Here is a 25,615-nt window from a genome sequence, read left to right on the forward strand (position 1 = left end):
GATATAGGGGAAGAGGGGATGTTCAGCGATGTCTGGAGTCCCCTTTTCCATAGGAATGGGAGGCATGAATAGGTATGGGCAACCAGGGCTTGAACATGGACGGGAGGCAGCGATTCGATGCGGAGGTTAAAGCAAGGATCATGGGGACTGACGAGGCGTCATTATCAGGAGGCGTTGAGCGGCCTCTGCGGTTATGGTATACCTCGCCTGCGGCGGAATGGAATGAGGCGCTGCCGATCGGCAATGGTCGGCTCGGAGGGATGGTGTTTGGCAGAACCGGCCTTGAGCGGGTGCAATTGAACGAGGATTCGCTATGGTACGGCGGACCGGGAAGGGGGGGGCAACCCGAATGCTATCCCATATTTGGGCGACATCCGGCAATTGCTTCAGGATGGCCGTCAAGCGGAGGCCGAGCATCTGGCCCGGATGGCAATGACCTCTTCGCCGAAATATGAGCAGCCCTATCAGCCGCTGGGCGATCTGCTGCTGAAATTCCTGAACGCCGAAGCACCGGCGACGCACTATGAGCGGGAATTGGACTTGCAGCGTTCCATGGCGGCCGTGACCTACACATCGGGGGGAATCACGTACCGCAGGCATTACTTTGCAAGCGCGCCGAACGGTGTGCTGGTCATCCGTCTGACGGCAGAACGCCCCGGCAGTTTGACCTTTGCCGCAAACCTGATGCGCCGTCCTTTCGACTGCGGCACCCGATCGATCGGGAATGACACCCTGACTATGAAAGGGGAGGCCGGGGCGGACGGCGTCTCCTTCTGCGCCGCTTTGCGCGGAGCCGCTGAAGGGGGGAGTATCCGCATCATCGGCGATTTCATGTCCGTTGAAGGTGCGGATGCCGTAACGCTGCTGTTATCCGCTCAGACGACGTTCCGGTGCCGGAAACCGGAAGAGATGTGCCTGCAGCAGCTGGACCATGCGTCTTCGATCCCCTATGAGCGGTTGTTCAGCCGCCACGTGGAGGAATACAGGGAGAAGTTCGGCAGGTTTTCGCTGAAGCTGGAGGTGGACGCCGGCGCGCGGGATTATGCTTCCCTCCCTACCGATCAGCGGCTGAACCTTTTGAAGGAGCGGGTCAGGGTCAGTAACTCGGGGACGAATCCGGAAGGAAACTCAGGGGCATATCCGGAAGGAAACTCGGGGGCGAATCCGGAAGGAAACTCAGGCGCAGATCCGGAGGGTAACTCTGGGGCGTATCCGGATGATGACCCTGGACTAATTGAATTATATGTGCAGTACGGCCGGTATTTACTGCTGTCCAGTTCCCGGCCGGGGTCCCTGGCAGCCAATCTCCAAGGGATATGGAACGACAGCTTTACGCCGCCGTGGGAGTCCAAGTACACGATTAACGCGAACATCCAGATGAACTACTGGCCCGCGGAGCTTCTTGGATTGCCGGAGTGCCATGAGCCGCTGTTCGATCTGATTGACCGAATGCTGCCGAACGGCCGGAAGACGGCCCGGGAGATGTACGGCTGCCGCGGCTTTGCGGCCCATCATAATACGAATGTATGGGGGGAGACCAGACCCGAGGGGATCTTGATGACCTGCACCGTGTGGCCGATGGGAGCCGCATGGCTGTGCTTGCACCTGTGGGAGCATGTCCGCTTCGGAGGAGATGCCGATTTTCTCCGCGACCGGGCATACCCCGTCATGAAGGAAGCGGCCATCTTTCTGCTGGACTATATGACGATAGACGGGGAGGGCAGGCGGATTACCGGGCCCTCCGTATCTCCGGAGAACCGCTTCGTGCTTCCGGATGGTGCCGTGGGCAGTCTCTGCATGGGCCCATCCATGGACTCGCAGATTGCCCATGCTTTATTGCAAGCCTGTCTGGAGGCCGGGCGGCTGCTTGGAGAGGATTCCCGCATCCTTGACGAGCTTGAAGCAGCGATCCGTGACATTCCGGCTCCGCAAATCGGAAGGCACGGAGGCATTATGGAGTGGCTCGAGGATTATGAAGAGGCGGACCCGGGCCATCGCCATATCTCTCAATTGTTCGCCTTATATCCGGGGGAGCAGATCGACCCGTTTCATACGCCGGAGCTGGCCGAAGCCGCCAAGAGGACGCTTGAGCGGCGGCTTGCGCATGGAGGAGGACATACCGGCTGGAGCCGGGCTTGGATCATTAATTATTATGCGCGGCTATTGAACGGAACGGAAGCGTACGGGCATTTGCTTCAATTGCTTGCCTCTTCGACATTCCCGAATATGCTCGATTGCCATCCGCCTTTTCAAATCGACGGAAATTTTGGGGGAATTGCAGGCGTTGGCGAGATGCTGCTGCAGTCGCATGCAGGCGAGCTGAGGCTGCTGCCGGCGCTCCCGTCTGGATGGAGCAGCGGCGATGTGAAAGGGCTGCGCGCCCGGGGAGGCTGGGTCGTGGATATACGATGGGAGGATGGGGAGTTATCCGAAGCGAAGGTGTATGCATCGAGAGCAGGCCGGTGCACGGTGTGGTCCTCCACGCCCCTTGTTCCCGTTCCCGTGGAAGCGTCGAGCACGAACGAGGAGGATCGCCACGAAAACTCTTCTGGCGGCCATCGTCTGTCGTTTCTTATGAAGGAAGGGGAGTCGTATATTCTGAGGAGGGACTTCGGAAAGCCCGGCGGTGATCCATCCATGCAAACCTTCCCGATATGAAGGGATGGCGCCAGCGCAAGCAGCAACCAGCAACCAGCAACTATGAATCCGGGCAGGGCAGAGAGGCCAAGCTTCTCAGCTTGTCTACTGCTCGACGTCCTCTCTATTAGAAACGGCCTATTAAAAAACTCACAGGACAAGACTCGCCAAGCGGTGGGATTTACGCGTTTTTGCTTGATTTTATCCTAATTGTGCCGCCCATCTGCATACATATGTTGTGTAGAGGAGCGTGAGATGCGATGGATGTGAAGTTGCGAAGATACTATCAACTCAAGCAAAAGCAAAAAGAGCTGGAGCAGGAATTATCGGAGCTGCGCGGGCAAATCATTGAGCATTGCCAGCAGCAGGGGGTCCAGGAGCTGGAGGCGGGGACGTATCGGGCTAAGCTGGTCCTTCAAGACCGGAAGGAGTTCGATGAGCAGAAGCTGTACGAAGCGCTGCCGGATCCGGATGTATGGCGGCTGCTCTCCAAGCCGGATGCGTCCAAGATTGCCGGGCTTATCAAATTGAACGTGATTTCCGAAGACGCCATCAAGGATACCTATGCGGCAAAGCGCATTACGATACTGCAAGTGGAAAAAAAGTGAGAAACAATACGCATGCACGAGCCCCGCGATGTCGCGGGGTTATTGCAATTCTGGGCAAGCTTCGTGTAAAAATCGCCTATACCCATTCTCCCCCATCCGCGGCGGCTGCCGCTCCTGTACAATGACATCAAGGAAGGGACGGATGAACGTCCGGGCCTTGAAGGAGCCATGGAAAGGGGTGACGTTGTTGAATACGCATTTCATTCACAATCGGATACAGGAGAGAGGGCTCGAGATTTAGGGATATACGCTCGGTCCTCTCGCGCTGTCATGGGAGGAACGCTTGAGAAGATGATGAGGTTAACGACAATGGTTCGAGGTCTGACGGGCGATATGGTGGCCCGCGAAATGGCGAACCGATGGGAGCATGACGAAGGGACGATGAAGTTCTGGAGAGCAAGCACCAATTTCGTGTATGTGCTTGACCGTCAGGGCGTCCGGTATTTTCTGCGTTTTAGTTCGGATGAGGATCGTAGCATGGAACAGCTGACCGCCGAGCTGGATTATATGCGGTTTTTGGCTGAGCGGGGGTACCCGTGCGTACTTCCTGTGCCATCATCCGGCGGAAATATCGTCGAAACGGTACGGACCTCGGAAGGCACATACTACGGTGTCGTATTTAGCGCGGCCATCGGTGCCGTGCTGAACAACGAGACTGTGTCGAAGCGGCAGTGCCGGGATTGGGGGAGGGCGCTTGCACGGCTTCACAGGTTATCTTGTGAATACGAGCCGGGGCTATACCGGCGGAGAGGTCCGGAGCAGATCCTGCAGTGGATCGACGGGGTGCTGAAGCGGCATCCCGAAGAACGGGAGGCGAGGGAAGAGCTGTACCGCATCTGTCTATGGCTGCAGTTCATGCCTGCGTCCAGACAGAGCTTCGGTTTGATCCACTATGATTTCCAACTGGATAACGTATTCTATCAAGCGGATCAGCGCTCGTTTCAAGTTATCGATTTTGACGACTCGATGTATCATTGGTTTGCGATGGATATCGCATCAACGCTGGCGGATACGGAGTGCCGGATCCAGCGGGAGGCATTTCTTGAAGGCTATCGCTCCATCCGGAGCTTGGAGCCGGAGACCGAAGAGGAGCTTCCGAGGTTCCGGCGCTTTGGACGCTTGTATAGCTTCGCCAGAATCCTCCGCTCCTTGGAGCATAGCGATCTCGTTCTTGACGACGCGCCCCCTTGGTATAAGGGGCTTCGGGATAAACTGATTGCCTATTGCGACGACGATCGCGGAAGCTTCAGTGAACCATGGTAAATTGCAGCTCTGTTTCGCTGTGCTTCTCCCGGAGTGCGGTGTAATGCTGACTGTAGCACGATGATCAGCGTCAACTTCGGATTACAATCATGGGGAAGTGAAGGGCGCAACGCAGCGATTATTAGCAAGAGGATGGCCGAGACTTGTTACAGACAGGTCTTGGCTTTGTTCGTTAATAAGGAATCATACATATTAACCGTCTCGTTTCATATTGCTGGAATCCAAATAACGTTTGACTCTCCTCTTGGAGGAGGCTTTAGACTGATAGCTGAAAGGAGGTTAACCGCATGCTGTACACGGTAAAGGAAGTGTCGACATTGTCGGGCGTGACCGTCAAGGCACTGCATCATTACCATAAGATATGCCTTCTTATGCCCGCCGAAATCAGCGACGCTGGCTACCGATTGTACGGGAAGCGCGAGCTGGAACGACTGCAGGAAATTTTATTCTACCGGGAGCTCGACATTCCGCTGGATAAAATCAAAGAGCTGCTGGACGGCTCGCAGAACCGTCGGACCATCCTGTCGGAGCAGGAAGAGCTGCTTGCAGCTCGCCTGGACCGCCTGGACACGATACTGGACACGCTCAGAAAATCAATGAAAGAACTGGAGGGAGGACAACCGATGAAACCAGAGGAAATGTTTAAAGGCTTTGATAGCGATGAAGCCTGGAAGGAAGCGTTAAAGGAACAGAATGATTACTTGAAGGACGCCTATGACGTTGATTTGCTTCAGGATGGGCAGATCCATGCAGCGGATCTGAACGAGCAAGCGGCTGAGGCCTCCGCATTCATGGCGGCGATGGCCGAGTCGTTAACGTCCGGGGTCAAGCATAACGATGAACGCGTACAGCGCCTGATCGGCAAGCATTTGGCATTCTTGAACGCCCATGGCCATTCGATAACGCCGGCGGATTTTGCGGCGCAGACGAAGTTTTTCCTGCAGGATGACTTCCATCTCCGGATGCTGGAGGAGCAGCAGACCGGTCTTGCGTATTATCTTCATGCAGCCGGGGAGCAATACGCAGCCCTTGCCTAATCGAAGCGGCAGAGATAGCAGAATAGACGAAAAGCGAAACAAACAAGCGGCAGGAATGCCGTTTGTTTGTTTATTTATTCCAGGATGGTTAGGCAGATGCGGGAAGGGGGGATCATCGATGAGCCGCGGTATAGGTTACTCACAAGCTTACTTCACCGGAGCAACATATTTCGCCCCAAAATACATAGAAATAAGCGGCAATACCCAAAATAAGGTGGTCTTCGTCCAATTAACAGTTTCGAGGTCCGCAACCGATCCCTTTTTCCAGCGTAATAAGAGGAAACCAATACGAAAGAAGGAATATTCAATGTTAATCTCAACAACATCCACCCTTGAAGGTTATCCGGTTCAACGTTATATCGGCGTCGTGACAGGCGAAGTGATTATGGGCGCTAATGTGGTGAGGGATTTTCTGGCCTCGATCACCGACATTGTCGGAGGGCGTTCGGGCGCATATGAGAACAAGCTGCAGGAAGCAAGGGACGCAGCCATCGCCGAAATGAAACAGCAAGCCGATCATATGGGAGCCAATGCGATTTTAGCCGTCGACATTGATTATGAGGTCATTCGCGAAGGCATGCTGATGGTCGCCGTCAGCGGAACGGCCGTAGTTGTCTAGCAGAGAAGATCCCGGGGCGGTTATATAACGATAGCTTAGCTCGTTCCCGAGCTGTCTGCGGACAGCCAGCGGTTCGATTTCATTTTGTTCGGGGGCGGCTGCTAGACAATCGGTGCATCTTTAATATGAAAGGGTTAGGCAGAGGGCTCGAAGCCCGATCTGCCTAACCCTTTTTATCGTAATCGGTCCTAATCCGACGTTTATCCTGCCCCCATATAGAGCGTTATATCATTTGCGCTTTATTGCTCTAGGTCGTTATTGCTCTAGGTCGTTATTGCTCTGAGTAGCAATTGGCACGGCTGAAACATGGGGAGGTCTTAAAAAATATTAAACTTGCAGTACCTTAATCAGATTCGTGTTGCCGGATTGGCCGATCGGCACGCCGGCGGATAATACAATAATATCGCCTTTTTCAATGTAGCCTGTCTTAATGGCATTCCGGGTTGCGGATTCAAACATTTCGTCCGTTGTCGTAACCTTGTCGCCTTTTACCGGAATGACGCCGGAGAGCAGGCAGATTTTCGCCAGCACTTCCTCATGCTGCGTGACGGCGATAATCGGCGCCTTCGGCCGGTACTTCGAAATCATCCGCGCGGTAAATCCGCTCTCCGTCGCCGTAATAATGGCTTTCGCATTCAAGACAAGGGAAGAGCTGACCGCTCCCTGGCTGATGACTTCCGTAATGTTAGCCACTTGTTGTCTGGATTTGAAGGCGAATTGATCTTTGTAATCGATCATCGTCTCGGCGCGGCGGGCGACGGCCGCCATGGTGCGCACGGATTCCACCGGGTATTTGCCCGCGGCGGATTCCCCGGACAGCATGACAACGTCCGCGCCTTGAATGACCGCGTTAGCCACGTCACTTACCTCGGAGCGGGTTGGGCGGGGATTGACCTGCATGGATTCGAGCATGTGCGTGGCCACGATAACCGGTTTGCCGGCGAGGTTGCATTTATCGATCATTTCTTTTTGCATCATAGGCACTTCTTCGACTGGCACTTCGACGCCAAGATCTCCCCGGGCAACCATGATGCCGTCCGATGCTTCAATGATGTCATCCAGGTTCTGCATGCCCTCTTCGTTCTCGATCTTGGCGATGATCTGCACATGGTCCGCGCCGCGTTCTTTGAGGATGCGGCGAATCTCGCGAATGTTATCGCCCTGGCGCACGAAAGAGGCGGCAATGATCTCAATCCCGTTCTCCAGTCCGAAGCCGATATGCTTCACGTCCCGCTCGGTGACCCCGGGAAGCGTCGTTTTTATTCCCGGCAGATTGACGCCTTTACGCGGTTTGAGCACGCCGCCGCTAATGATTTTGCAATGGATGTCGTGCCCGTCGATATGCAGAACGTTCAGGTCCACGAGGCCATCATCGATGAGTATGCGGTCTCCCGGCTTGACCACTTGATGAAGCTCTGGATAGTTGACCGAGATGCGGCGGGCGTCGCCTAGAATTTCCTCCGTCGTCAGGATGAGCTCCTGACCCGGCTCCAGCAGGCAGGAAGGCTCTTTCAGCTTGCCGATCCGCACTTCCGGTCCTTTAATGTCCATCATGATAGGCACATACTTGTTTAACTCGGACGCGGCCTGACGAACATTCCGGATCCGGGTCACGTGATCTTCCGGCTCCCCGTGGGCCATATTCAAACGGGCAACGGTCATTCCCTCTTGAATCATATTCTTCAACACCTCAATGGAATCGCACGCAGGTCCCATCGTACAAATGATTTTTGTTTTGAGCATGATTATTGGATCCTCCTTTGTATTCGTACTATTTTGTACCCTTCAGTCTGTTTCCGTTATACAAGTTCAATTCAAACTTTCCTAATGATGACATTGTAGCCTGTCTTGTCGAATCATGATAGGAACTATAGTACAATGATTAGACTATAGTATCGTGAAAGAGGTGGGTTATGGTCACTCCGATAGATGTAAGGCAAATTAACGGCGTCGATTGGTATGAAGAAGCAGACCCGGCGAAGAGAGCATGGCGGTTAAGCCTTGTGACATATGGAACATGCGTGTATTGGCTGAATGGGGATAAGCAGATCATGAAGAAGGGCGAGCTTCTGGTTATTCCGGCGGGCGTTCCGTTTTATGCCAAAAGCATCCCGACCGTAACGCATACGCAAATCGTCGTTGAATGGACGGAAGACGTCTCCCGGGCTTTACCCGTGCTCGGACGGGAAGACGTTTTGAAGCATAAACCGGGCTGTTATGAATTGCTCCTGGAACGTATGAAAGGGATCCATCAGCAGTGGCAGGAGCGCCCATCGTATTATGCCATGATGATAGAAGCATTATTGACAGAAGTATTGATTTATGTCAGCCGCGAGCTGGACAGGGGGGCCATTCCGTCCGAAAAGCACTTGCATGCGGAACGGATGAAGTCATATATCGAGCGGCATTACCGTGAGAAAATAACGAAAGAGGAGCTGGGTGATGCCATTGGCAAAACCCCCAATTACGCGGCGGCGATCTTTAAGAGCGTAACGGGGCAGACGATCAGCCAGTACGTTCACGCTCAGCGGATGAAACGGGCAGCCTATTTGTTAACCGAATCGCAGCTGACGGTACAGGAGATTGCCGTATTTTTAGGATATCAGGACCTCTCTTATTTCTATCGAACCTATAAGCGTGTCATGGGCACCGCTCCGTCGGATTTATTGCATGAGCGTCCACGGACGATATAGGCATTCTTGGGGAAGGACGAATCTTGGCGGATTAGCAGTCCGGTTGGAGGGGGACCGTATAAATTGACGAAAATATTGGTTTACGCTTTTAGCCGCGCGGGTCGCGGCTTTAATTATTATGAACGGAACATTGAAGCTTACGCGGACTTCATGATGCACAACTGTTTAATATCGATGGGTCCGGGTAAGAAATAATCGTTCGATCCATATCAATCCAACCCTGAAGGAGGACGACTTGATGTTTATTCACATGAAAGAACTTCAATACCGCGCAAAACCGGAAAGACCGGATCCGGTATTTGCCCGGAAGCTTCAGGAAGTGCTGGGTGGACAGTATGGCGAGATGTCCGTCATGATGCAGTATCTGTTCCAAGGCTTCAACTGTCGTGCGGAGCAAAAATATCGGGACATGCTGCTTGATATCGGGACAGAGGAGATCGCGCATGTCGAAATGCTGAGCACGATGATCGCTCAGCTGCTGGACGGTGCACCGGCGGATCAAGTCGACGAAGCGGCCAAGGATCCGGCTATTGCCGCCGCGCTCGGCGGTATGAATCCGCAGCATGCGATCGTGTCAGGGCTTGGCGCAATGCCGACGGACAGCAACGGCTATCCGTGGAACAGCAAGTATATTATCGCGAGCGGCAATCTGCTGGCCGATTTCCGGGCGAACCTGAATGCGGAATCCCAAGGGCTGCTTCAGGTCGTGCGACTGTACGAACAGACGACGGATCCTGGCGTCCGGGATATGCTGTCGTTCATGATTGCGCGTGATATTATGCACCAGAATCAATGGCTGGCAGCCATCGAGGAGATCGAAGCGATTGACGGTCCGATCGCACCGGCGTCGTTCCCTCGGGAGCGTGCGGTTACGGAGGCAACCCGGCAATTCATGAACTTCTCCGTAGGCGAGGAGAGCAGCATGGGACGCTGGGCGAACGGGCCGATGCCGGACGGTACGGGCAACTTCGAGTATGTGGCCAACCCTACGGCTTACGGGGAAGCGCCCGTTCTGAAGCCGGCTGCCAAGCACCAGCATTCGACGCCCGGAACCGGGCCATACGTCGTGAACGAAACCGTGAAGAATTAAATAATCGTACGAAGGATATCGGATGTTTCACCCCAGTGGGAATGGTTAAATATGAGACATAGCAGTAATCAATAAAACGACTAGGAGTGATGAAACATGGCTAACAACGATAACAAAATGAGCAGAGAAGAAGCAGGACGCAAAGGCGGAGAAGCAACGGCCAGAAATCACGACAAGGAGTTTTATCAGGAGATCGGCCGCAAGGGCGGCGAGGCCACGTCTAAATCGCATGATAAGGAATTCTATGAGGAAATCGGCCGTAAGGGCGGAGAGTCCCGCGGCAATAATAACGACTGAGGATTTCCTGCTGCGCTAAAGAAGCGTGGAATCAGGAAATGTTGAAGCCACAAGCAGCAGATGAAACCAATACAGCATAAATAAACAGCGGCCGTTCCCGATACGGGGACGGTCGCTGTTCTACGTTTCTTGCATATTTTGCACCGGGTGTGCTTTTGGTCGCAAGCGAGCCACGATGAATTCATGGCTTCTAAGAGCCTTTGCTCAATCGAGGCGATATGTCGCAAACGGCTTGCCATGAACAAACGGTTCGCTGATTTCATCCAGGCTGCGCGCAAGCGAATCGTCCATCTTAATGTCCAGGCTCTTCAAATTATCATCAAGCTGCTCGGTCTTCGTTGCGCCGACAATGACGGTGGAAACCGCAGGACGATGGATCAGCCATGCCAGGGACAAAGCGCTTGGAGAGTGCCCATGCTCGGCAGCCAGCTGGGAGACCTGAGTGCCGAGCTTGAGATTGTGATCCTCAAGGAAACGCTGGAAGTTCGGGTCCGTATCCGCCCGGGAACCGGACGGCACCCGGTTGTCCTGATTATATTTCCCCGTAAGAATCCCCCCTGCCAGCGGAAAATACGGGATAATGCCGACGCCTTGATCCAAGCACAGCGGCACAAGCTCCCGTTCAGGCGTGCGGTCGGCCAGCGAATAGCTTACTTGCGTGGATACATACCGGGCATACCCCTTGAGCTCGCTGATGCCGAGGGCCTTCATGATCTCCCATGCCGCGTAATTGGAGGCGCCGATGTAGCGGACCTTGCCCGCAGAGACCATGTCGTCCAGGGCGCGCAGCGTTTCGTCCAGCGGCGTGTGCGGATCGAAGGTGTGGATCTGATAAAGATCGACATAATCGGTCTGGAGCCGCTTTAAGCTGTTGTCCAGCTCCTGCTGGAGATGATAGCGGGAGGAGCCGCGTTCGTTCGGGCCCGTCCCCTTTATCAACCCCGCTTTGGTGGCCAGCACGACATGTTGCCGCTTCCCGGCGAGCGCTTGTCCGATAATTCGCTCCGATTCGGTACCCGCGTAGATGTTGGCTGTATCGATAAAGTTAATGCCGTGATCGAGAGCATGTTCGATAATGCGGATCGAGGTCTTCTCATCGGCTCGTTTGCCGAACGCATTGGTGCCGAGGCCAAGCTCCGACACCTTAAGCCCGCTGCTGCCAAGACGACGGTAGTTCATCATGATCGACTCCTTTTATGTACGTAAATTGTATAGTTTTTCTTTAGTATAAACAGTTTGGCCGAACGGGTTCAAATCATCGGGAGGGCCATGGGACTGAGGGGTTACCCAAAAAACATTCTTTTTTAGCGGCATAGGAAAAAATATAGATTAACTTCCATGTCATGAAATGGTAATATAGTCATAGGATAAAAGAAGTGGTTTTGTCTATCGGATTCCTACCTAAGAACTGCACGAGAATATGAGAGACTGCTGCTTTTTTCACTATGAATCATGGGACGTGAAATGGTGAAGATTTATTTAAAGAATGATGCGGGGGTCACCAAACGAGTGAAGCTGGGGTTTAGCTGGACAACCCTTTTCTTCGCGTTTCTTCCGGCTTTATTCCGCGGGGATTTGAAATGGGCAGTTATTATGTTTATTATTTCTGCAGTTTTTGGTTCATTTACGCTCGGGCTCGGGGCATGGATTAGCGGAATCGTATTTTCCTTCGTCTACAACAAGATTTATATCAAGGAGCTGTTGGAAAAAGGTTACCGCCCTGCTGATGATTCAGCCCGTACCGCTTTGGAACGCACCCAAATCATCGCAAGAACGGCGGCGTAGTTACAGTAGAGCAATAAAGCTTGTATTTCCCCTCAAGAAAGAAGGGATACAAGCTTTTTATTTTCGATATCGACCGACTGAAATGTATCTCCCCTCACGGGAACACGCCTATTCTTGCGAACTCTATGGAATTTCGATAGGATAGTTACATACGATTAGAAAGGAGATATCAGATGATGAATGAAGCATTGCTGAATCAACTGGATTTTGCCAGAGCATCGACCCTTGCAGCGGCGAAGGATGTAACGGAGCAGGAGGCCGACATCGTGCCGGAAGGATTCGCGAACAGCATTCGCTGGAATCTGGGGCATATCTACACCGTTCATGAACAGTTTGCCTTTGCGACGGCAGGCGAGAAGCCGCATTTGCCGGAGGGATTCGAGGCTTGGTTTGCAACGGGGACCAAACCGGCCGATTGGACCTCCAAGGCCCCTGCACTCTCTGAACTGATTGAGCTTCTGGAAGGCCAAATCAAGCGGATTCGGGATACCTTCCAAGGCCGCATGGACCAATCCTCGGCGCATCCGGTCACCATTGGACCGCTCACGCTTCAAACGGTTGGCGAGTTTCTTTCGTTCAGCTTGTTTCATGAAGGGATGCACACCCAGACCATTAAAGCCTATAAGAAGCTGATTCGAAAATAAGTTATACCGAGAGCGATAGTAGGGCTGCCTGACCGCAGTTGCCAACTATCGTTTTTTTATTTGTAGCTTGCCCCTTTCGTCTTTATAATTGAGAAACGATAGCAATGGTTTAACGAGTGGAGGCGAATAGGAGTTATGGCGGTTGAAATCGAACGGAAATACCTGCTGGGCGAATACCCTGCAGCTCTTATCGAGAATGGGGCGCTTATCGTCGAGAAGGAGCAGCAAATCGAGCAGACGTATTTGGCGTTGGACGGCGATCAAGAGCTGCGCGTGCGCAAAATCATCGACATGAGGACCGGGGCGGTGGAGTTCACCCATACCTTTAAGAAGGGTTGGGGGCTGGCCAGGGAAGAGGTTGAGTATTCCATTTCGGAAGGGCTGTATGAACAGGTGGTGACGGCGCACGGGGCGATTCCGCTTACCAAGAGGAGAGTCACTGCCCGCTGGGGAGAGCGCATCATTGAAATCGATGACTACAGCCAAATCGAGCTGCTGGTGCTGGAAGTGGAGTTTCCTTCGCTCGAAGACGCTGAAGCGTTCGTGCCGCCGGCATGGTTTGGCAGGGATATCAGCATGGAGAAGCAGTATAGCAATAAAAAGGTGTGGCGGGATCTGCAGGCACGCTCTGAAGCTTGATACCGGCACAGTCGATGCGGGCCGTTGAAGCGGAGGACCGCTGCGCTTCTCGCTTGGCATTTTTCAGTCGGCGCCCGACGAGGCTCTTTCAACAGGTCAGCTATGACCGGTGTGAAAGGGCCTTTTTTTGCGTTTGGCTGATGCAAAGGAGTGTCGTTTCGTTCAGGGGGAATTCGTGCAATCGATTAGAGTTCACTTCGTATGGCGTCACGCCACTTCTTGATGTTGTCGATCGCCATCGCTTCCCCGCCGATGTAAACATCATTGATCGTACGCGTCCAGCTTCTCTGGCTGCGGGATCTCTCATTACTTGGGAGGGGATTCGCTATTTTGCCTACGGTTTGAATCCGTTCGCGGTTTTCCCGTAATATCGTTGCCGCATCCCAATTGTTGTCATAAGCATCTCGAAATAAGTCGACTAACTGGTCGTACCCTGCATCGGTATAATTGGAAGGGTGCTGGATCATATAACAGGAGACAAGCCAGAAATGAAGGGCGTATAATTCCGGATCCTGATGCTCCCAAGCGAGAGGAAAGCCGAATTGTTCATAACAAGAGTACCGATCAAGCTCCATTGCCCCGCATTCCATACACCGTCCGTTCTTCATGATGGTTGAATGGTCAACCATGACGTTCCCCTCCCATAACTGTTTTCATGAATATGTATGAATAGGATAAACGATGACGTAACGTTAATGTCCAGAGCGAGAATTGATTTTAAAATAAAAGTTGTAAACGTTTCATTTGTATAATATAATATTATCATGATAAATAATTATTATTTATGCAGTTATGACATTATACAATTACACTCAACAGAAAGGAGAACGTTCCATGAATGAGACCCGGCAGCTGCTCGAAAGCTATTTTCCGATTGCTTCGTTCATCGCGGCAATTATCGGGCCGAAATGCGAGGTGGTCGTGCACGACATCAGTGATCCGGAACGCTCCATCATTTTTATCGAGAACGGGCATATTAGCGGACGCAAGGTCGGTGATGCTTCAACCGACCTCGTATTGAAGATTCTGAAGGCGGAGGCATACCGCGAAGAGCAATTCATTGCAAACTATAAAGCCTCCGGTCCGAGAGGGCAGACTTTCAGGTCGGCAACGTATTTTATTAAAGACCGAAACGGCGGGCTGGTGGGCCTCATGTGTCTAAATATTGATGTTACGCATATGGATGTTGCGGCCGAATGGATCAACAGTATACTGCAAGGCGCTTCACTGACGCCGCCGACATCGATCGATGCTCCGAAAGAAGAGAAGCCGTCAACGGAATACCTGCAAGGAAACGTCGACGATTTGCTTCAGCACATCATCCAGTCTGTTCTTAGCAAAATCAGCATGCCGGCTGATCGGCTATCATCCCAAGAGAAGATCGATATCGTGAAAGAATTGAATGAACAGGGCGTATTTTTGCTAAAAGGCGGAGTATCCAAAGTCGCCGCAGCCTTATCCATATCCGAGCCTACCGTGTACCGATATCTGCAGAAGCTGAAATAACCGGCTTTAGTCCATCAATCATCATGAATGAAAGAATAACAACCAAGGAAGGTGACATCATGACATTCAACTTCGACCATATTGTCAGCAGGTTTGGTACGAACAGTGCGAAGTGGGACGGAATGGCGCAAAGCTTGGGCAGCGACATGATCGCCCTCTCCGTAGCCGACATGGATGTGCCGGCGCCGCCAGCCGTTGTGGACAAGGTATGCGAGATGGCCCGCCACGGTATTTACGGATACACAGATCCGTTCCCGACTTATTATGAGGCTGTCCGTCAATGGATGGATCAAGCTTATCAATGGAAAGTAGAGAGGGATTGGATCGTCTATTGCCCGAGAATTATTCAAGCAGTTTCGGTATTGATCCAGAAATGTACGGAAGTCGGTGACAGGGTGCTGATCCACTCGCCGGTTTATCAGCCTGTTGCGAAAGCGGTTACGCTTAATGACCGTGTCCTGACCGAGAGTCCGCTGCATCTGGTGAACGGCCGGTATGAGATCGATTTTGCGGACATGGAGCAGCGCATGCGGGAAGGTGTCAAAATGGTTCTGCTCATTTCCCCGCATAATCCGGTAGGACGGGTATGGACAAGGGAGGAGCTGGAGCGCATCGGCAGGCTCTGTATCGAGTATGATGCATTGATAGTCTCCGATGATATCCATGCGGATTTCATTCATGAGGGACATGAGCACACGGTCATCGCCAAGCTGTCGGAAGAGATCGCAGAGCGGACCGTCATCTGTACGTCGCCGGGCAAAACCTTTAATTTAGCCAGTCTCGAAATCGCTAACATTATAATTCCGAATCGCGATCTGAGGGAGCGGTTTAAGCAGGGATTGCTGCAGGCGGGCATCCACAATCCGACCTTTTTTTCCGTACCTGCGCTCGAAGCAGCTTATACCTCGTGTGAGGAGTGGTTAACGGCACTTCAAGGATACATTAAGGACAATATTGCTTTTACGAAACAATATATCGCCGAGCATATGCCCGAACTAAAGATTATTGAGCCGGAAGGAACTTATTTGCTGTGGATCGATTGTTCGGCCGTCAGCCGACGGGAGAGCGATCTGGTGGATTGGATCCAGGAGAAGGCCCGAGTAAGCGTCAGTTATGGCACATCCTTCGGCTCAGGCGGTGAAGGCTTCATCAGGGTCAATATCGCCGCTCCGCGAGGGATTGTTCAAGAAGGCTTAGCGCGGATGGCTTCGGCATATCCGTTAAACCGTTAAAAAACAAACGTTTATTTACATCCAGGGGGAATTGATATGGCTAAGCCGAAAAAGGAACGAGTAATTAAGCAGCCTACCATGTTTCTTGCGCTGCTTCCGATATTTACGATGGTGATTCTGCTGTGTCTTGGTTACGTTTTATTTGAGCTGCCTCCGGAGCCGTTGATTATCACATCGGCCATTGTCGCAGGCATCATCGCGATCAGGCTGGGTTACAGCTATAACGACATATTGGAGTCCATCTCGCAAAAAATAGCGAAGACGATGCCGGCCATTCTTATTCTGATCGTCGTTGGATTCATGATCGGCGCATGGATGGTCGGCGGTACCATTCCGATGATGATATTCTACGGGCTCAAAATCATTGATCCGCAGTTCTTGTTAATTACCGCCTTTCTGGTCACATCCGTCGTATCGGTGTGTACCGGTACATCCTGGGGATCGGCCGGTACGATCGGAGTTGCCTTCATGGGCGTTGGCGCCGGTATGGATGCCAATCTTGCAGCCGTAGCAGGTGCTGTAGTGGCAGGCGCTTATTTCGGGGACAAGCTGTCGCCGCTCTCGGATACGACCAATATCGCGGCACTGTCCACCGGCGTTAACCTGTATGAGCACATCGGCCACTTGCTGTACACGACGCTGCCGTCCTTTTTCGTGGCGGGGATTGTATATGTAGTGACAGGATTGAACACGCATACATCGAGCAGCGGAGTTCCGGAGAAGGTCACCGAGATCATGAATACGCTCACCACGATCTACGACTGGAATTTGCTGCTGATTCTGCCTGTTCTGATCGTACTATACGGCTCCATTACCAAAAAACCGACGATTCCGGTTATGCTGATATCCTCTTTTGTCGCGATGGCGAACGGCATGATCTTCCACGGATTCACACTGCATGATGTAGTAACCTCTGTGGTAAGCGGATTCGATATCGCAATGGTACACGTGAGCGGCTTTGATCCTCAGGCGGTCATTGCGGACATTCCACGGCTCATTAACCGGGGAGGCATGAGCTCCATGATGGGAACGCTGCTTATCTGTTTCAGCGCCATTACATTTGCCGGCACGATCTCGCTAACCAAGTCGCTGGAGCTGATTGTCGATAAGCTTCTGAAACTCGTCCATTCCACCGGATCGCTGATTCTGGCTACCATTGCAACGGGTCTGACTATGATCGGGGTAACCAGCAACGGCCAGGTATCGATCCTAATGCCGGGCGAGATGCTGCGCGAGGCGTATATTCGGCGTGGGCTGCATCCGAAAAATCTGGGGCGGACGGTTGAAGATTCTGCCGCCATTACCGAGCCGATCCTGCCATGGACGGCGGCCGGTGCCTATATGGCAGGAACGCTGGGCGTGGCGACGCTGTCCTATCTGCCTTGGGCCGTGCTGTGCTGGACAGGCATCATTTTTGCAACGATTTGGGGCTTTACCGGGTTCGGGATCGCGAAGCTGACGCCTGAGCAGCAGGAGGAAATGCTAAAGGAGTATGGGGGCGATCAAGAGCGAAGCCTCAGCAAGCCTAACGCAACCACCGCATCTGCCAATTAAGAATTACCCTGAAGGAAATGCACCAAGTACCATCAAAAAATATAAATGCGTGCTTAGACACGCTAATGAGGAGAGAGACAACATGACAGAACAACAGAGAACAACCATTTCCACAAACCAAGCTCCAGGTGCCATCGGCCCTTATTCGCAAGCCGTCCAATACGGAAACATGCTGTTTACCTCCGGTCAGCTGGGAATGGATGCAGACGGACAATTTGCGCAGACGGCCTCAGAACAAGCGGAACGTTCTTTGCTGAACGTCAAGGCGATTCTGGAAGCTGCCGGCTTCGGGATGGAGCATATCATCAAGACTACCGTATTTTTAAAGGATATGAACGATTTCCAAGCAGTCAATGAAGTCTATGCTTCGTTCTTCGTGGAGCCTTATCCGGCACGCAGCGCTGTGCAGGTAGCGCGTTTACCTAAGGATGGATTGGTCGAGATTGAAGTGGTGGCGATCAAGTCATAATCGGATTTCTCTTTATATTGACCTCTATATAAGCGGACAAACGGCCGGGCATAATGCCCGGCCGTTGTTCGTATGATCCACCATGATAAGGGGACCCGGCTATTTATATCTGCCGTACTGCTTGCCAAAAGAAATAACGCGGTTATACAGGCTCTTGTCCTTCAGCGTCAGGAGCGGGTAGACCTGCGGTCTCGTGTTCACCTCGAGAATCCATGGCCGCCCGCTGAAATCCAGCGCAACGTCGAGTCCAAGCTCCTTAAAGCCTTTGTAGTGACGGTCAAAATTATGGCCAGTCGCTACGCCGACCCGTTTCAGCTCGGTCTCCATCTGGGAGATGAAGGCGGGGTTGAAGCCGGCGCCCTCCATCGTATGCCGGAACGTGCCGATTTTGCCTCCCTGATTGTAGTTGGTGGCGACTTTGCCGGGACTGCCGACCTTTGTAAACAAGGCAGTGCCGACCCAGCTTCCCTTCTTGGTCTTCTGGACCATCACCCGGATATCGAACGGCTTGCCGTTGCTCTTCGCGAGTCGGATGCCTTTCTGAAGCAAGTAGGAACGGTTGCCGGCAAAACGCTTCAGCTCCTGATACAGCTGATCGATGCCGGAATAATACGTTTTTTTCGTTTTGAGCTGCTTTTGATAGCCCCCGTCGGTTTTGCGGATCCGAATAATGTTCTTGCCGCCGGACCCGTCGGTCGGCTTAAAGAAGACGGTATTATAGTCGTTCAGCATGGAGGTCAGGTTTTTTTTGCTAAAGAGCAGGGTGTGCGGGACATAACGCCGAAAATAGGCGTCCTCTAACAGCCACTTCGTTTTCTTCCATTTGCTTTTGATGGTGCTGCTTTTATAGGGCATATTCTTAGAGGCTCACCTCTCTTTTTTTGTTCAGCATATGCCGGGAAAGATGAGCAAGCCTCCACGTTGGCCTTGAGCCAAGCTGTGAGATTGAAAATAATTTTTTATCGGATAAGCGCAAGATGATAACTAATGTCATGGCAATGAGCAGGAATCCTGCGGAAATGATGAACTAACCGTGCGGGAGTGACCGAACATAATCGAACACGAAAGCAGGAACAAATCATGGACAAGGATGGTAAGGAAAATTATGATGTAAGGTAGTCCCGAATCTATCGGTTCGAATGATTCTATGATGAGTCTATTTTTAGAAGAGGAGAGTGGTCGCTTGCGAGACCCGATTATGGCGTACTGCCTTTCAAAAAAGGGAGCCCTGGAGGATTATCCGTTCGGTCCGCTCCCGGTCGTCATGAAGGTCGGCGGCAAAATGTTCGCTCTGTTAACGATAGCGGACCAGAAGGTCAGTCATATTTCCTTGAAATGCGATCCGGTGATTGCAGCGAACTTACGGGAACAGCATGAAGCCGTCCAGCCTGGATACCATCTGAACAAGAAGCATTGGAATACGGTCACGATCGACGGTTCCTTGAGTGAAGCCGATCTGCAAGACATGATTGATCATTCTTACGACCTGGTGCTGAATACGCTGCCGAAGGCAAAGCGTCTGGCGATTACGCAGCGACTGGTGTCATTGGATGGAGAGGCTACGTAAGCGGTAATCTGCATAGGCGTCGCGCCTGTCGATCGCGCAGCGATTGGATTATCGGACAGCAAGGCAGTTTACGACGGTAGGCTGCATCAGGAGCCCTGCCCGTCGATTGCAAGGGTTGGCATTATGGGATTCAAGCCTGCGCACGATGGTAAGCTGCAAGGAGCACCACCAATCTTCCGACCGGCGGTGCTTGTGTCGGGTTATCCCGCCAATGGAGGCGACGGTTAGAAAGGTCTCATGCCGAGCGTATCTACCTTTTCTCCCGTAATATCGACGCCTATCCGGGCGGTAATATCGCGGTAGTGCCCTGCCCGCCGCTGGACCGGACTTCCTTCGGTTTCACCTAAGTTTGCTTCCAGACCGTTCAAGACGATAATCGTTGTGCCGAAGCCCGGGTCGCCGAGGCCTCTAAATTTATCGAGTGCGGAAGGCTTCCATTTGCCGACCATGACGTCATGGGCCGAAGGCTTCGGATTCTGCGGCGTCATCCAGAATAGAATCGCGGTCATATAACCGATCTTGCCGTCGGCTGCGACAATCTCCGGCTGGTTAAGGAGCACGCTTTTGTCCCCGTAAATGATGGAGCTGAACAAACCGTAGTTGAAATTCCAGCTGAGCAATGATCGGTCCGCGGCCGTAATAACGCTTGCCGGGCGTTCCCGGGTACAGCTCGGCTGACGCAGGATCGACGAAGGCGTCCGGATTGGCTCCCGTCCGGCCCGCGATGTTCTCATTCCAGAACAGTCCCCAGCGCAGCGGGCCTCCAGGCGCCGTCGCCCATCCGCCGCCGGTCTCATGCGACAGGTTGGCGAGGAAGGCGGCCAGCTCGCGTTTGCGGTCCTTCTTGAAGCCTTCCTTCAGAAACGTACCGCCGTCAATAATAACGGTTTCAATCGGCTTGCTGCGATTTTCCGGAGCGTTAAAGTCTGGCGACCGCAGCACAAGCGTCTCGATCCGGGCCTCCTTGTCCAGCCGTTGGATCTCTTGAGCTGAAGGGGATCCTTGTCTCGTGCTGATTTTAATCTTCAGATTCGATACGTCCGCTACCGCGGAAATGAGATTGTCATATGAGAAATAATCCGTCTGGTCGGCTTTATAATATTCTTTCCCCTTGGCGACCTGGAACCATGCTTCCGAGCCGAGCCGATAAGGGAACAGCTGCTCAAAGTCTTCCTCCGAGAGCAATGATTGAACAGCATCGATGGCCTTCTCCGGTGCATAATCCGGATCCAGATCATCCCATTCCTGCATCAGCTCCTTACGGTTTAGAAAACGGTGTTCGCCAACATCCAGCAGGCTGCCCTCAATCACCGGTTCGTGTCCGGAAGGAGCAACCGGCTCGGCTTTCGCGGATTGGCTGGACGGGGAAGCTTCGGGACTATGTGCGGAATTGGCAGCAAAAGCTTCAAGCGGAGAGATGAGAAGTGCCGTTCCCAGCACGGCAATCATACTGCGTTGAATCATCTTGGTGGATAACGGATATTTCCACACGGTCATACACATTCTCCTTCATTCCATAATTTGGATTGGGAATCCATTGCCATCATATCTACGGTATGTTGGTTTGTACATAGTCTGTTGCGACTACGAAAGCCAGCCGGAGCGCCGCCTCATCCATAGGTAGATTCATATCCTTGGCGATTGCTATGACGTATGGCAGGGAACATGCTGCGGAATCGGGAGGGATGCCGTCGAAGACGGGCAGCTGCCGTTCGCAGTCCCCTCCGTCTTCACGACTAGTTTTTTACCCCAAAAACATTATAATGTTATTATGTCCGCTCCAAATCTATGAATCTATCGCATCGTTTGCGTCATGAGTGTGTTTCGATTCCGATTGTTCTTTTCATTTTCTGCAATTCATATATATTTAAATAAAATAAATAGACATCTTATAGACGAAGAAGGGTAGACGACATGAGTTTATTTGTGCGCGAGAGCGGGTTTTACCGGCGATTTTTCTGGCTGACGCTTGTGATCGGGATGCAGAACCTGATATCGGTAGGAGTGAATTTATCGGATAATATGATGCTTGGCGGTTACAGCGAGACGGCTTTGTCCGGCGTCGCGCTTGCGAACCAGATTCAATTCCTGCTGCATATGCTCGTGATGGGAGCCTGTGAGGGGCTTGTCATCATGTCCTCCAGGTTCTGGGGGGCAAAGCGGATCGATTCGATAAAACAAGCGGCAAGCATCGGCATGCGGATGTCGATAGCGCTCGGCGTCATCATGTGGCTGGTGGTATTCTTCTTCCCGCAAGAGGTACTGTCCCTGTTCACGAAGGACGCGAACGTGATCGCCGCCGGTGTCGAGTATTTGCGGATCATGTGCTTCTCCTACATCTTCTTTGCCGTGACCAGCTCGCTGCTTGCCACGCTGCGGAGCGTGGAGACGGTGAAAATCGGCTTTATCGTGTCGTTATCCACGCTGGTGATTAATATTGTACTGAATTATATTTTGATTTACGGTCACCTGGGGTTTCCCGAATTGGGCGTTCAAGGGTCGGCGATCGCTACGCTGACGGCGCGCATCCTGGAATGTATCATCGTCTGCTTCTATATCAAACGATTCGACCGCAAAATCGGGCTCGCGCTTCGGGATTTCCTGCATATCGACCGGGAGCTGTTCAAGCAGTATATCCGGGTCGGCTCCCCGATTCTGATGTCCAATGCGATCTGGGGACTGGCCATGGCCGTACAAACCGCTATTCTGGGCCATATGGGGGAATCCGCGATCGCGGCCAACTCCATTGCGAACACGATCTTCCAGATGGTCACGGTCATCATCTACGCTTCAGCCAGCGCGACCGCGGTGCTCATTGGGAAGACGATCGGCGAAGGCATGATGGATAAAATCATAGCTTACGCCAAAACGCTGCAGATTTTGTATGTATTCCTTGGCCTCGCGACCGGCGCGGTCCTGTTCCTGCTGAAAGGCCCCGTCCTCGGCTTCTACTCCATCTCCGAAGAGGCGAAGACGCTTGCCGGACACTTCATGACGGTGCTATCGATTACGGTCGTCGGCACCGCCTATCAGATGCCGGCCCTGACAGGGATCGTCCGCAGCGGCGGAGATACGCGCTTCGTGCTGTACAACGACTTCATCTTTATGTGGCTCATCGTGCTGCCGTCCTCGGCGCTCTGCGCTTTCGCGTTCAGCCTGTCGCCGCTGATTGTATTCATTTGCTTGAAATCGGATCAGATTTTGAAGTGTTTTGTGGCGATCGTGAAGGTCAACCGGTTTAAATGGATACGATCCTTCAGCTCATAAGCGATGGAAGGATGCCTAAAGGAAATCGAAAAGTAAAAGGAACCTCGGGTCCACAGACCGCGAAAGGTTCCTTTTTTTATATATGTTACATTCACTCTTCCAGCAGATTTAACGACTGGGCTTTAACCAAAGCCTGCGTTCGGGTGGTCACCCCGAGCTTGCCGTACAGCCTGGATAAATACACCCGGATCGTTCCTTCGGACAGGCCCAGGGCAGCGGCCATTTGTTTATTGGCGGCACCCTGCCGGATCAAGCGCAGCAGATTCATTTCGTTCCGATTCAGCCCTTCCGGAAGAACCGGCATGGCCGGCTTGGCGGTAGAAGGATCCGTTAAGGAAAAATGCTCCATCAGCGTGCGCGCATAGTCAAGGTTCTGCAGGGCTTCCGAGTTCAAGCTATCTTCCTGCCCAGCCTGGTTGGAATACAGCTTCAGAAGCCGGTACATATCCGCACCTTCGTCCAGGAAGGTACGGACATAACCGTTTTGCGCTCCCACATGCAAAGCATGCCCAAGAAGCTGAAGCGACTTCCGTCGCTGACCACGCTGATGCTCCAGCAGCGCTTGAAGGCTCGTGATCTCGATGATGCTGGACCGCTGCTGCTCGCGCTCCGCCTGGGGCTTTAACAGGTCCAGCAGATGAAGCGCTTCGGCTTCCCTGCCCTGTCTGCCTAACAGGCGGATGAAAGCCAGGTATTCGGTTTCCCGGCTATAGGCAGGCCTGTCCTTGACCGAAACGTGAAGGGCGGAAATTTCCTTCCGGGCTTCGGATATCCGCCCTTCCCGGAGATAAAGCAAGCCCCGTACGGCCTTTAACGGAGGGAGCCATAGGTTTGATCTTCCGGAGAGGACAGCGGCCTGCGCTTCATCGAGCGCATAATGGGCAAGATGGAATTTGTCCTCCGCTGCGTACAGCTTGGCTTCGGTAATATGCAGCGGCACAAGCAAACCCATTGTGTCTTCGGCTGGCGGGGCGTTTCGAATGTGAACCAGCAGCTCACGGCATTCGGTAAGGCGATTCCATTCATAATACCCCTCGCACAAAGATTGCTTCACGTATAAATTCATAAGCGAATGATCCCAGCCATGGGATTCGAGCACGCCGGTAAACAGATGGGCAATTTTCTCCGTATCGGCCGATAGTGCACCCTTCATGCCTAGCGGAGTTCGTCTTACGTATGGCTCCCGCCGATTGTAATCGAACTGATAGTATATGGGATTGTCGGGCATCAGGTTATTGAGGAAGCCTTCGCTGAAGGCGAGCCATTTGGCGAAATCCCCGTTCAAAAACACGAGATTGGAGCGCACGAACAATATGCTGCTCTGGAGCTTCTCTCGTCGATCCGAAGGCGCGAGTGCAGCGCACGCTTCTTCAATCCGCGACAGCATGCGCTCGGAGCGAATCAGATCCCCTGTAAGAACCACGATAAAGGCATGCGCCAATGATAATTCGGGTGTCATCGGGTATTGAGGGGGGATTCGGTCAAACCATTTTAGGAGCGTGGCGATTTCGCCCCGTTCAAGCACGCTTTGCATATGCGGCTCCAGCAAATTCACGGCAGCCTCGAAGTCCTGCGCTGCTAACAGATGGTCGATGGCTTCATCCATGGAGCCGATGGCGGCGTAATATTGCCCGGCAAGCCGGTGACGCTTCGCATGCTCACCGTCATACTCACGCTGCAGGAGGTCCAGCAGAAATTGCGAAAACAGATGATGGTAGCGGAACCAGGCATGCTGTTCATCCAGCGGAACCAGGAACAGGTTCAGCTTCTGCAGCTCCTCCAGCATCGGGCGGCTGTCCCTGAAATCCGTTACGGCATTGCAAATCTGCGGATGGAGCTCTGAAAGGACGGCCGTCTGGAGCAGAAAGGAAAACACCTTGGAGGATTGCTTACTCACGACCTCCTGAAACAAGTATTTTGATAGCAGAGACGGATTCCCCCTCATATCATCCATAAAGGGTTCCGGTCCCATGCCGTTCTGAAGGGAAACGGCAGCCAGCTGGAGACCGGCAATCCAGCCTTCCGATTGGCTCCAGACGGTATCCAGCTGCATTGGAGTCAGGAGAGGCTGCTGCCCAGTGTCATCTGCGTGATGAAAAAAACGCTCCGTCTCATCCAATGTAAACTCCAGCTGCTTTATTCCGATATGACGGATCTCATGGTTAATCACGCCCTTGATCGTAGGGAACGGAAGCTCGGTTCGGGAGGAGATGAGGAGATGGAGATGCTCTGGGAGGTAGTCGATCAAGTAGGAAATCCCCTCATGGATGGCCGCATTGTGAATGCTGTGCAGGTCCTCGAGAATGAGATGGAGCGGTTCATGATGCTCGTATAATTCACTGATCAGCGTATCCAGAAAGCTTTCGACCGAGGAGCCCGGCAGCAGATGCGTATGGTCCAGAAGGCGATCTCCCAGCTGCTTGGGAAGCGCCGAGCCGAGAGCTGCGGTGACGTATCGCCAAAAGCGGACGGGGTCGTTATCCCGTTCATCCAGGGACACCCAGGCGCATCGTTTGCCGGCTTCATAAGCCCACTGGGCAAGCAGCGTCGATTTGCCGTATCCGGCAGGGGCGATAATGGTGGTCAGCTGTCCTCCTTGCCCTGCCGTCAACATTCGCAGCAGCCGATCCCGATGGATCAGATGCTTTTTCAGCCCGGGAGGGCTTATTTTCATTTTCAGAATAGGTGGGTCGGTCAGTAGTTTCATA

At 52.8% G+C, this 25,615-nt stretch carries 22 protein-coding genes and 2 pseudogenes; 18 read left to right on the forward strand and 6 right to left on the reverse strand.

What is annotated here, in order from left to right; translation table 11 throughout:
* Positions 1-74 precede the first annotated feature (74 nt).
* The 6 genes from NST08_RS05750 to NST08_RS05775 all read left to right on the forward strand — a co-directional run bounded on the left by NST08_RS05750 (position 75) and on the right by NST08_RS05775 (position 6,164).
* Positions 75-455 carry a glycoside hydrolase N-terminal domain-containing protein gene (locus NST08_RS05750; RefSeq protein WP_341341574.1) on the forward strand — a complete coding sequence of 127 codons (381 nt, stop codon included), beginning with the start codon at positions 75-77 and terminating at the stop codon, positions 453-455.
* The gene (locus NST08_RS05755) at positions 382-2,658 is read left to right on the forward strand and encodes a glycoside hydrolase family 95 protein (protein WP_341341575.1); all 2,277 of its coding nucleotides are present in this window, start codon (positions 382-384) and stop codon (positions 2,656-2,658) included. Before NST08_RS05750 ends, NST08_RS05755 begins: the two co-directional genes overlap by 74 nt.
* A 239-nt stretch (positions 2,659-2,897) precedes the next feature.
* Positions 2,898-3,245, forward strand: a complete 348-nt coding sequence (locus NST08_RS05760; RefSeq protein ID WP_007131242.1) for a hypothetical protein — start codon at positions 2,898-2,900, stop codon at positions 3,243-3,245.
* Between the two features lie 291 nt (positions 3,246-3,536).
* Positions 3,537-4,508 carry a phosphotransferase enzyme family protein gene (locus NST08_RS05765; RefSeq protein WP_341341576.1) on the forward strand — a complete coding sequence of 324 codons (972 nt, stop codon included), beginning with the start codon at positions 3,537-3,539 and terminating at the stop codon, positions 4,506-4,508.
* 287 nt (positions 4,509-4,795) lie between these two features.
* On the forward strand, positions 4,796-5,545 hold the full coding sequence (locus tag NST08_RS05770; RefSeq protein WP_028405407.1) for a MerR family transcriptional regulator: 750 nt from the start codon (positions 4,796-4,798) through the stop codon (positions 5,543-5,545).
* Between the two features lie 307 nt (positions 5,546-5,852).
* Positions 5,853-6,164 (forward strand): YbjQ family protein, encoded by a 312-nt coding sequence (locus NST08_RS05775; protein WP_007131245.1) that lies wholly within the window; start codon positions 5,853-5,855, stop codon positions 6,162-6,164.
* Between the two features lie 327 nt (positions 6,165-6,491).
* Here the strand turns inward: NST08_RS05775 and pyk are convergent, their stop codons facing one another.
* Positions 6,492-7,907, reverse strand: coding sequence for a pyruvate kinase (gene pyk, locus NST08_RS05780; protein WP_007131246.1), 1,416 nt, complete (start codon positions 7,905-7,907; stop codon positions 6,492-6,494).
* Between the two features lie 170 nt (positions 7,908-8,077).
* Between pyk and NST08_RS05785 the strand changes: the two genes are divergently transcribed.
* From NST08_RS05785 to NST08_RS05795, 3 genes and pseudogenes are all read left to right on the forward strand, one after another.
* The gene (locus tag NST08_RS05785) at positions 8,078-8,857 is read left to right on the forward strand and encodes a helix-turn-helix domain-containing protein (RefSeq protein ID WP_028405406.1); all 780 of its coding nucleotides are present in this window, start codon (positions 8,078-8,080) and stop codon (positions 8,855-8,857) included.
* 238 nt (positions 8,858-9,095) lie between these two features.
* Positions 9,096-9,947, forward strand: coding sequence for a manganese catalase family protein (locus NST08_RS05790; protein WP_007131248.1), 852 nt, complete (start codon positions 9,096-9,098; stop codon positions 9,945-9,947).
* A 96-nt stretch (positions 9,948-10,043) separates the two neighbouring features.
* Positions 10,044-10,241 (forward strand): annotated as a pseudogene (locus NST08_RS05795) (KGG domain-containing protein); the annotation flags it as partial.
* Positions 10,242-10,448: 207 nt separating this feature from the next.
* On the opposite strand, the gene NST08_RS05800 reads toward NST08_RS05795, so the two are convergent.
* Positions 10,449-11,423, reverse strand: coding sequence for an aldo/keto reductase (locus tag NST08_RS05800; protein WP_028405405.1), 975 nt, complete (start codon positions 11,421-11,423; stop codon positions 10,449-10,451).
* A gap of 288 nt (positions 11,424-11,711) precedes the next feature.
* Between NST08_RS05800 and NST08_RS05805 the strand changes: the two genes are divergently transcribed.
* The 3 genes from NST08_RS05805 to NST08_RS05815 all read left to right on the forward strand — a co-directional run bounded on the left by NST08_RS05805 (position 11,712) and on the right by NST08_RS05815 (position 13,312).
* Positions 11,712-12,029: a DUF2628 domain-containing protein gene (locus NST08_RS05805; RefSeq protein ID WP_210095407.1), complete on the forward strand. Its 318-nt coding sequence runs from the start codon at positions 11,712-11,714 to the stop codon at positions 12,027-12,029.
* A 173-nt stretch (positions 12,030-12,202) separates the two neighbouring features.
* Entirely contained in the window at positions 12,203-12,673 is a 471-nt protein-coding gene (locus NST08_RS05810; RefSeq protein ID WP_244152748.1) for a DinB family protein, read from the forward strand.
* Positions 12,674-12,808: 135 nt separating this feature from the next.
* Positions 12,809-13,312, forward strand: a complete 504-nt coding sequence (locus NST08_RS05815) for a CYTH domain-containing protein (protein ID WP_007131253.1) — start codon at positions 12,809-12,811, stop codon at positions 13,310-13,312.
* A 185-nt stretch (positions 13,313-13,497) separates the two neighbouring features.
* Here the strand turns inward: NST08_RS05815 and NST08_RS05820 are convergent, their stop codons facing one another.
* Positions 13,498-13,941, reverse strand: coding sequence for a DUF5946 family protein (locus tag NST08_RS05820; RefSeq protein ID WP_210095391.1), 444 nt, complete (start codon positions 13,939-13,941; stop codon positions 13,498-13,500).
* Between the two features lie 205 nt (positions 13,942-14,146).
* Between NST08_RS05820 and NST08_RS05825 the strand changes: the two genes are divergently transcribed.
* From NST08_RS05825 to NST08_RS05840, 4 genes are all read left to right on the forward strand, one after another.
* A complete protein-coding gene (locus NST08_RS05825; RefSeq protein WP_144872711.1) occupies positions 14,147-14,818 on the forward strand; it encodes a helix-turn-helix transcriptional regulator in 672 nt (223 codons plus the stop codon).
* Positions 14,819-14,877: 59 nt separating this feature from the next.
* Positions 14,878-16,050 (forward strand): MalY/PatB family protein, encoded by a 1,173-nt coding sequence (locus tag NST08_RS05830; protein WP_341341577.1) that lies wholly within the window; start codon positions 14,878-14,880, stop codon positions 16,048-16,050.
* Positions 16,051-16,086: 36 nt separating this feature from the next.
* Positions 16,087-17,604 (forward strand): Na+/H+ antiporter NhaC, encoded by a 1,518-nt coding sequence (nhaC, locus tag NST08_RS05835; RefSeq protein ID WP_213614765.1) that lies wholly within the window; start codon positions 16,087-16,089, stop codon positions 17,602-17,604.
* Between the two features lie 82 nt (positions 17,605-17,686).
* Positions 17,687-18,073 carry a RidA family protein gene (locus NST08_RS05840; protein ID WP_341341578.1) on the forward strand — a complete coding sequence of 129 codons (387 nt, stop codon included), beginning with the start codon at positions 17,687-17,689 and terminating at the stop codon, positions 18,071-18,073.
* Between the two features lie 99 nt (positions 18,074-18,172).
* Here the strand turns inward: NST08_RS05840 and NST08_RS05845 are convergent, their stop codons facing one another.
* A complete protein-coding gene (locus NST08_RS05845) occupies positions 18,173-18,928 on the reverse strand; it encodes a YheC/YheD family protein (RefSeq protein ID WP_341341579.1) in 756 nt (251 codons plus the stop codon).
* Between the two features lie 328 nt (positions 18,929-19,256).
* Between NST08_RS05845 and NST08_RS05850 the strand changes: the two genes are divergently transcribed.
* Positions 19,257-19,640, forward strand: coding sequence for an MmcQ/YjbR family DNA-binding protein (locus tag NST08_RS05850; protein WP_007131260.1), 384 nt, complete (start codon positions 19,257-19,259; stop codon positions 19,638-19,640).
* Positions 19,641-19,864: 224 nt separating this feature from the next.
* Here the strand turns inward: NST08_RS05850 and NST08_RS05860 are convergent.
* Positions 19,865-21,143 (reverse strand): annotated as a pseudogene (locus NST08_RS05860) (chitinase).
* Positions 21,144-21,554: 411 nt separating this feature from the next.
* Between NST08_RS05860 and NST08_RS05865 the strand changes: the two are divergent.
* Positions 21,555-22,907 (forward strand): MATE family efflux transporter, encoded by a 1,353-nt coding sequence (locus tag NST08_RS05865; protein ID WP_341034270.1) that lies wholly within the window; start codon positions 21,555-21,557, stop codon positions 22,905-22,907.
* Between the two features lie 91 nt (positions 22,908-22,998).
* Here the strand turns inward: NST08_RS05865 and NST08_RS05870 are convergent, their stop codons facing one another.
* Positions 22,999-25,614 (reverse strand): LuxR C-terminal-related transcriptional regulator, encoded by a 2,616-nt coding sequence (locus NST08_RS05870; protein ID WP_341341582.1) that lies wholly within the window; start codon positions 25,612-25,614, stop codon positions 22,999-23,001.
* Position 25,615 lies beyond the last annotated feature (1 nt).

The organism is Paenibacillus sp. FSL K6-1566, from assembly GCF_038050475.1.
GTDB classification, from domain to species: Bacteria; Bacillota; Bacilli; order Paenibacillales; family Paenibacillaceae; genus Paenibacillus_AQ; species Paenibacillus_AQ lactis.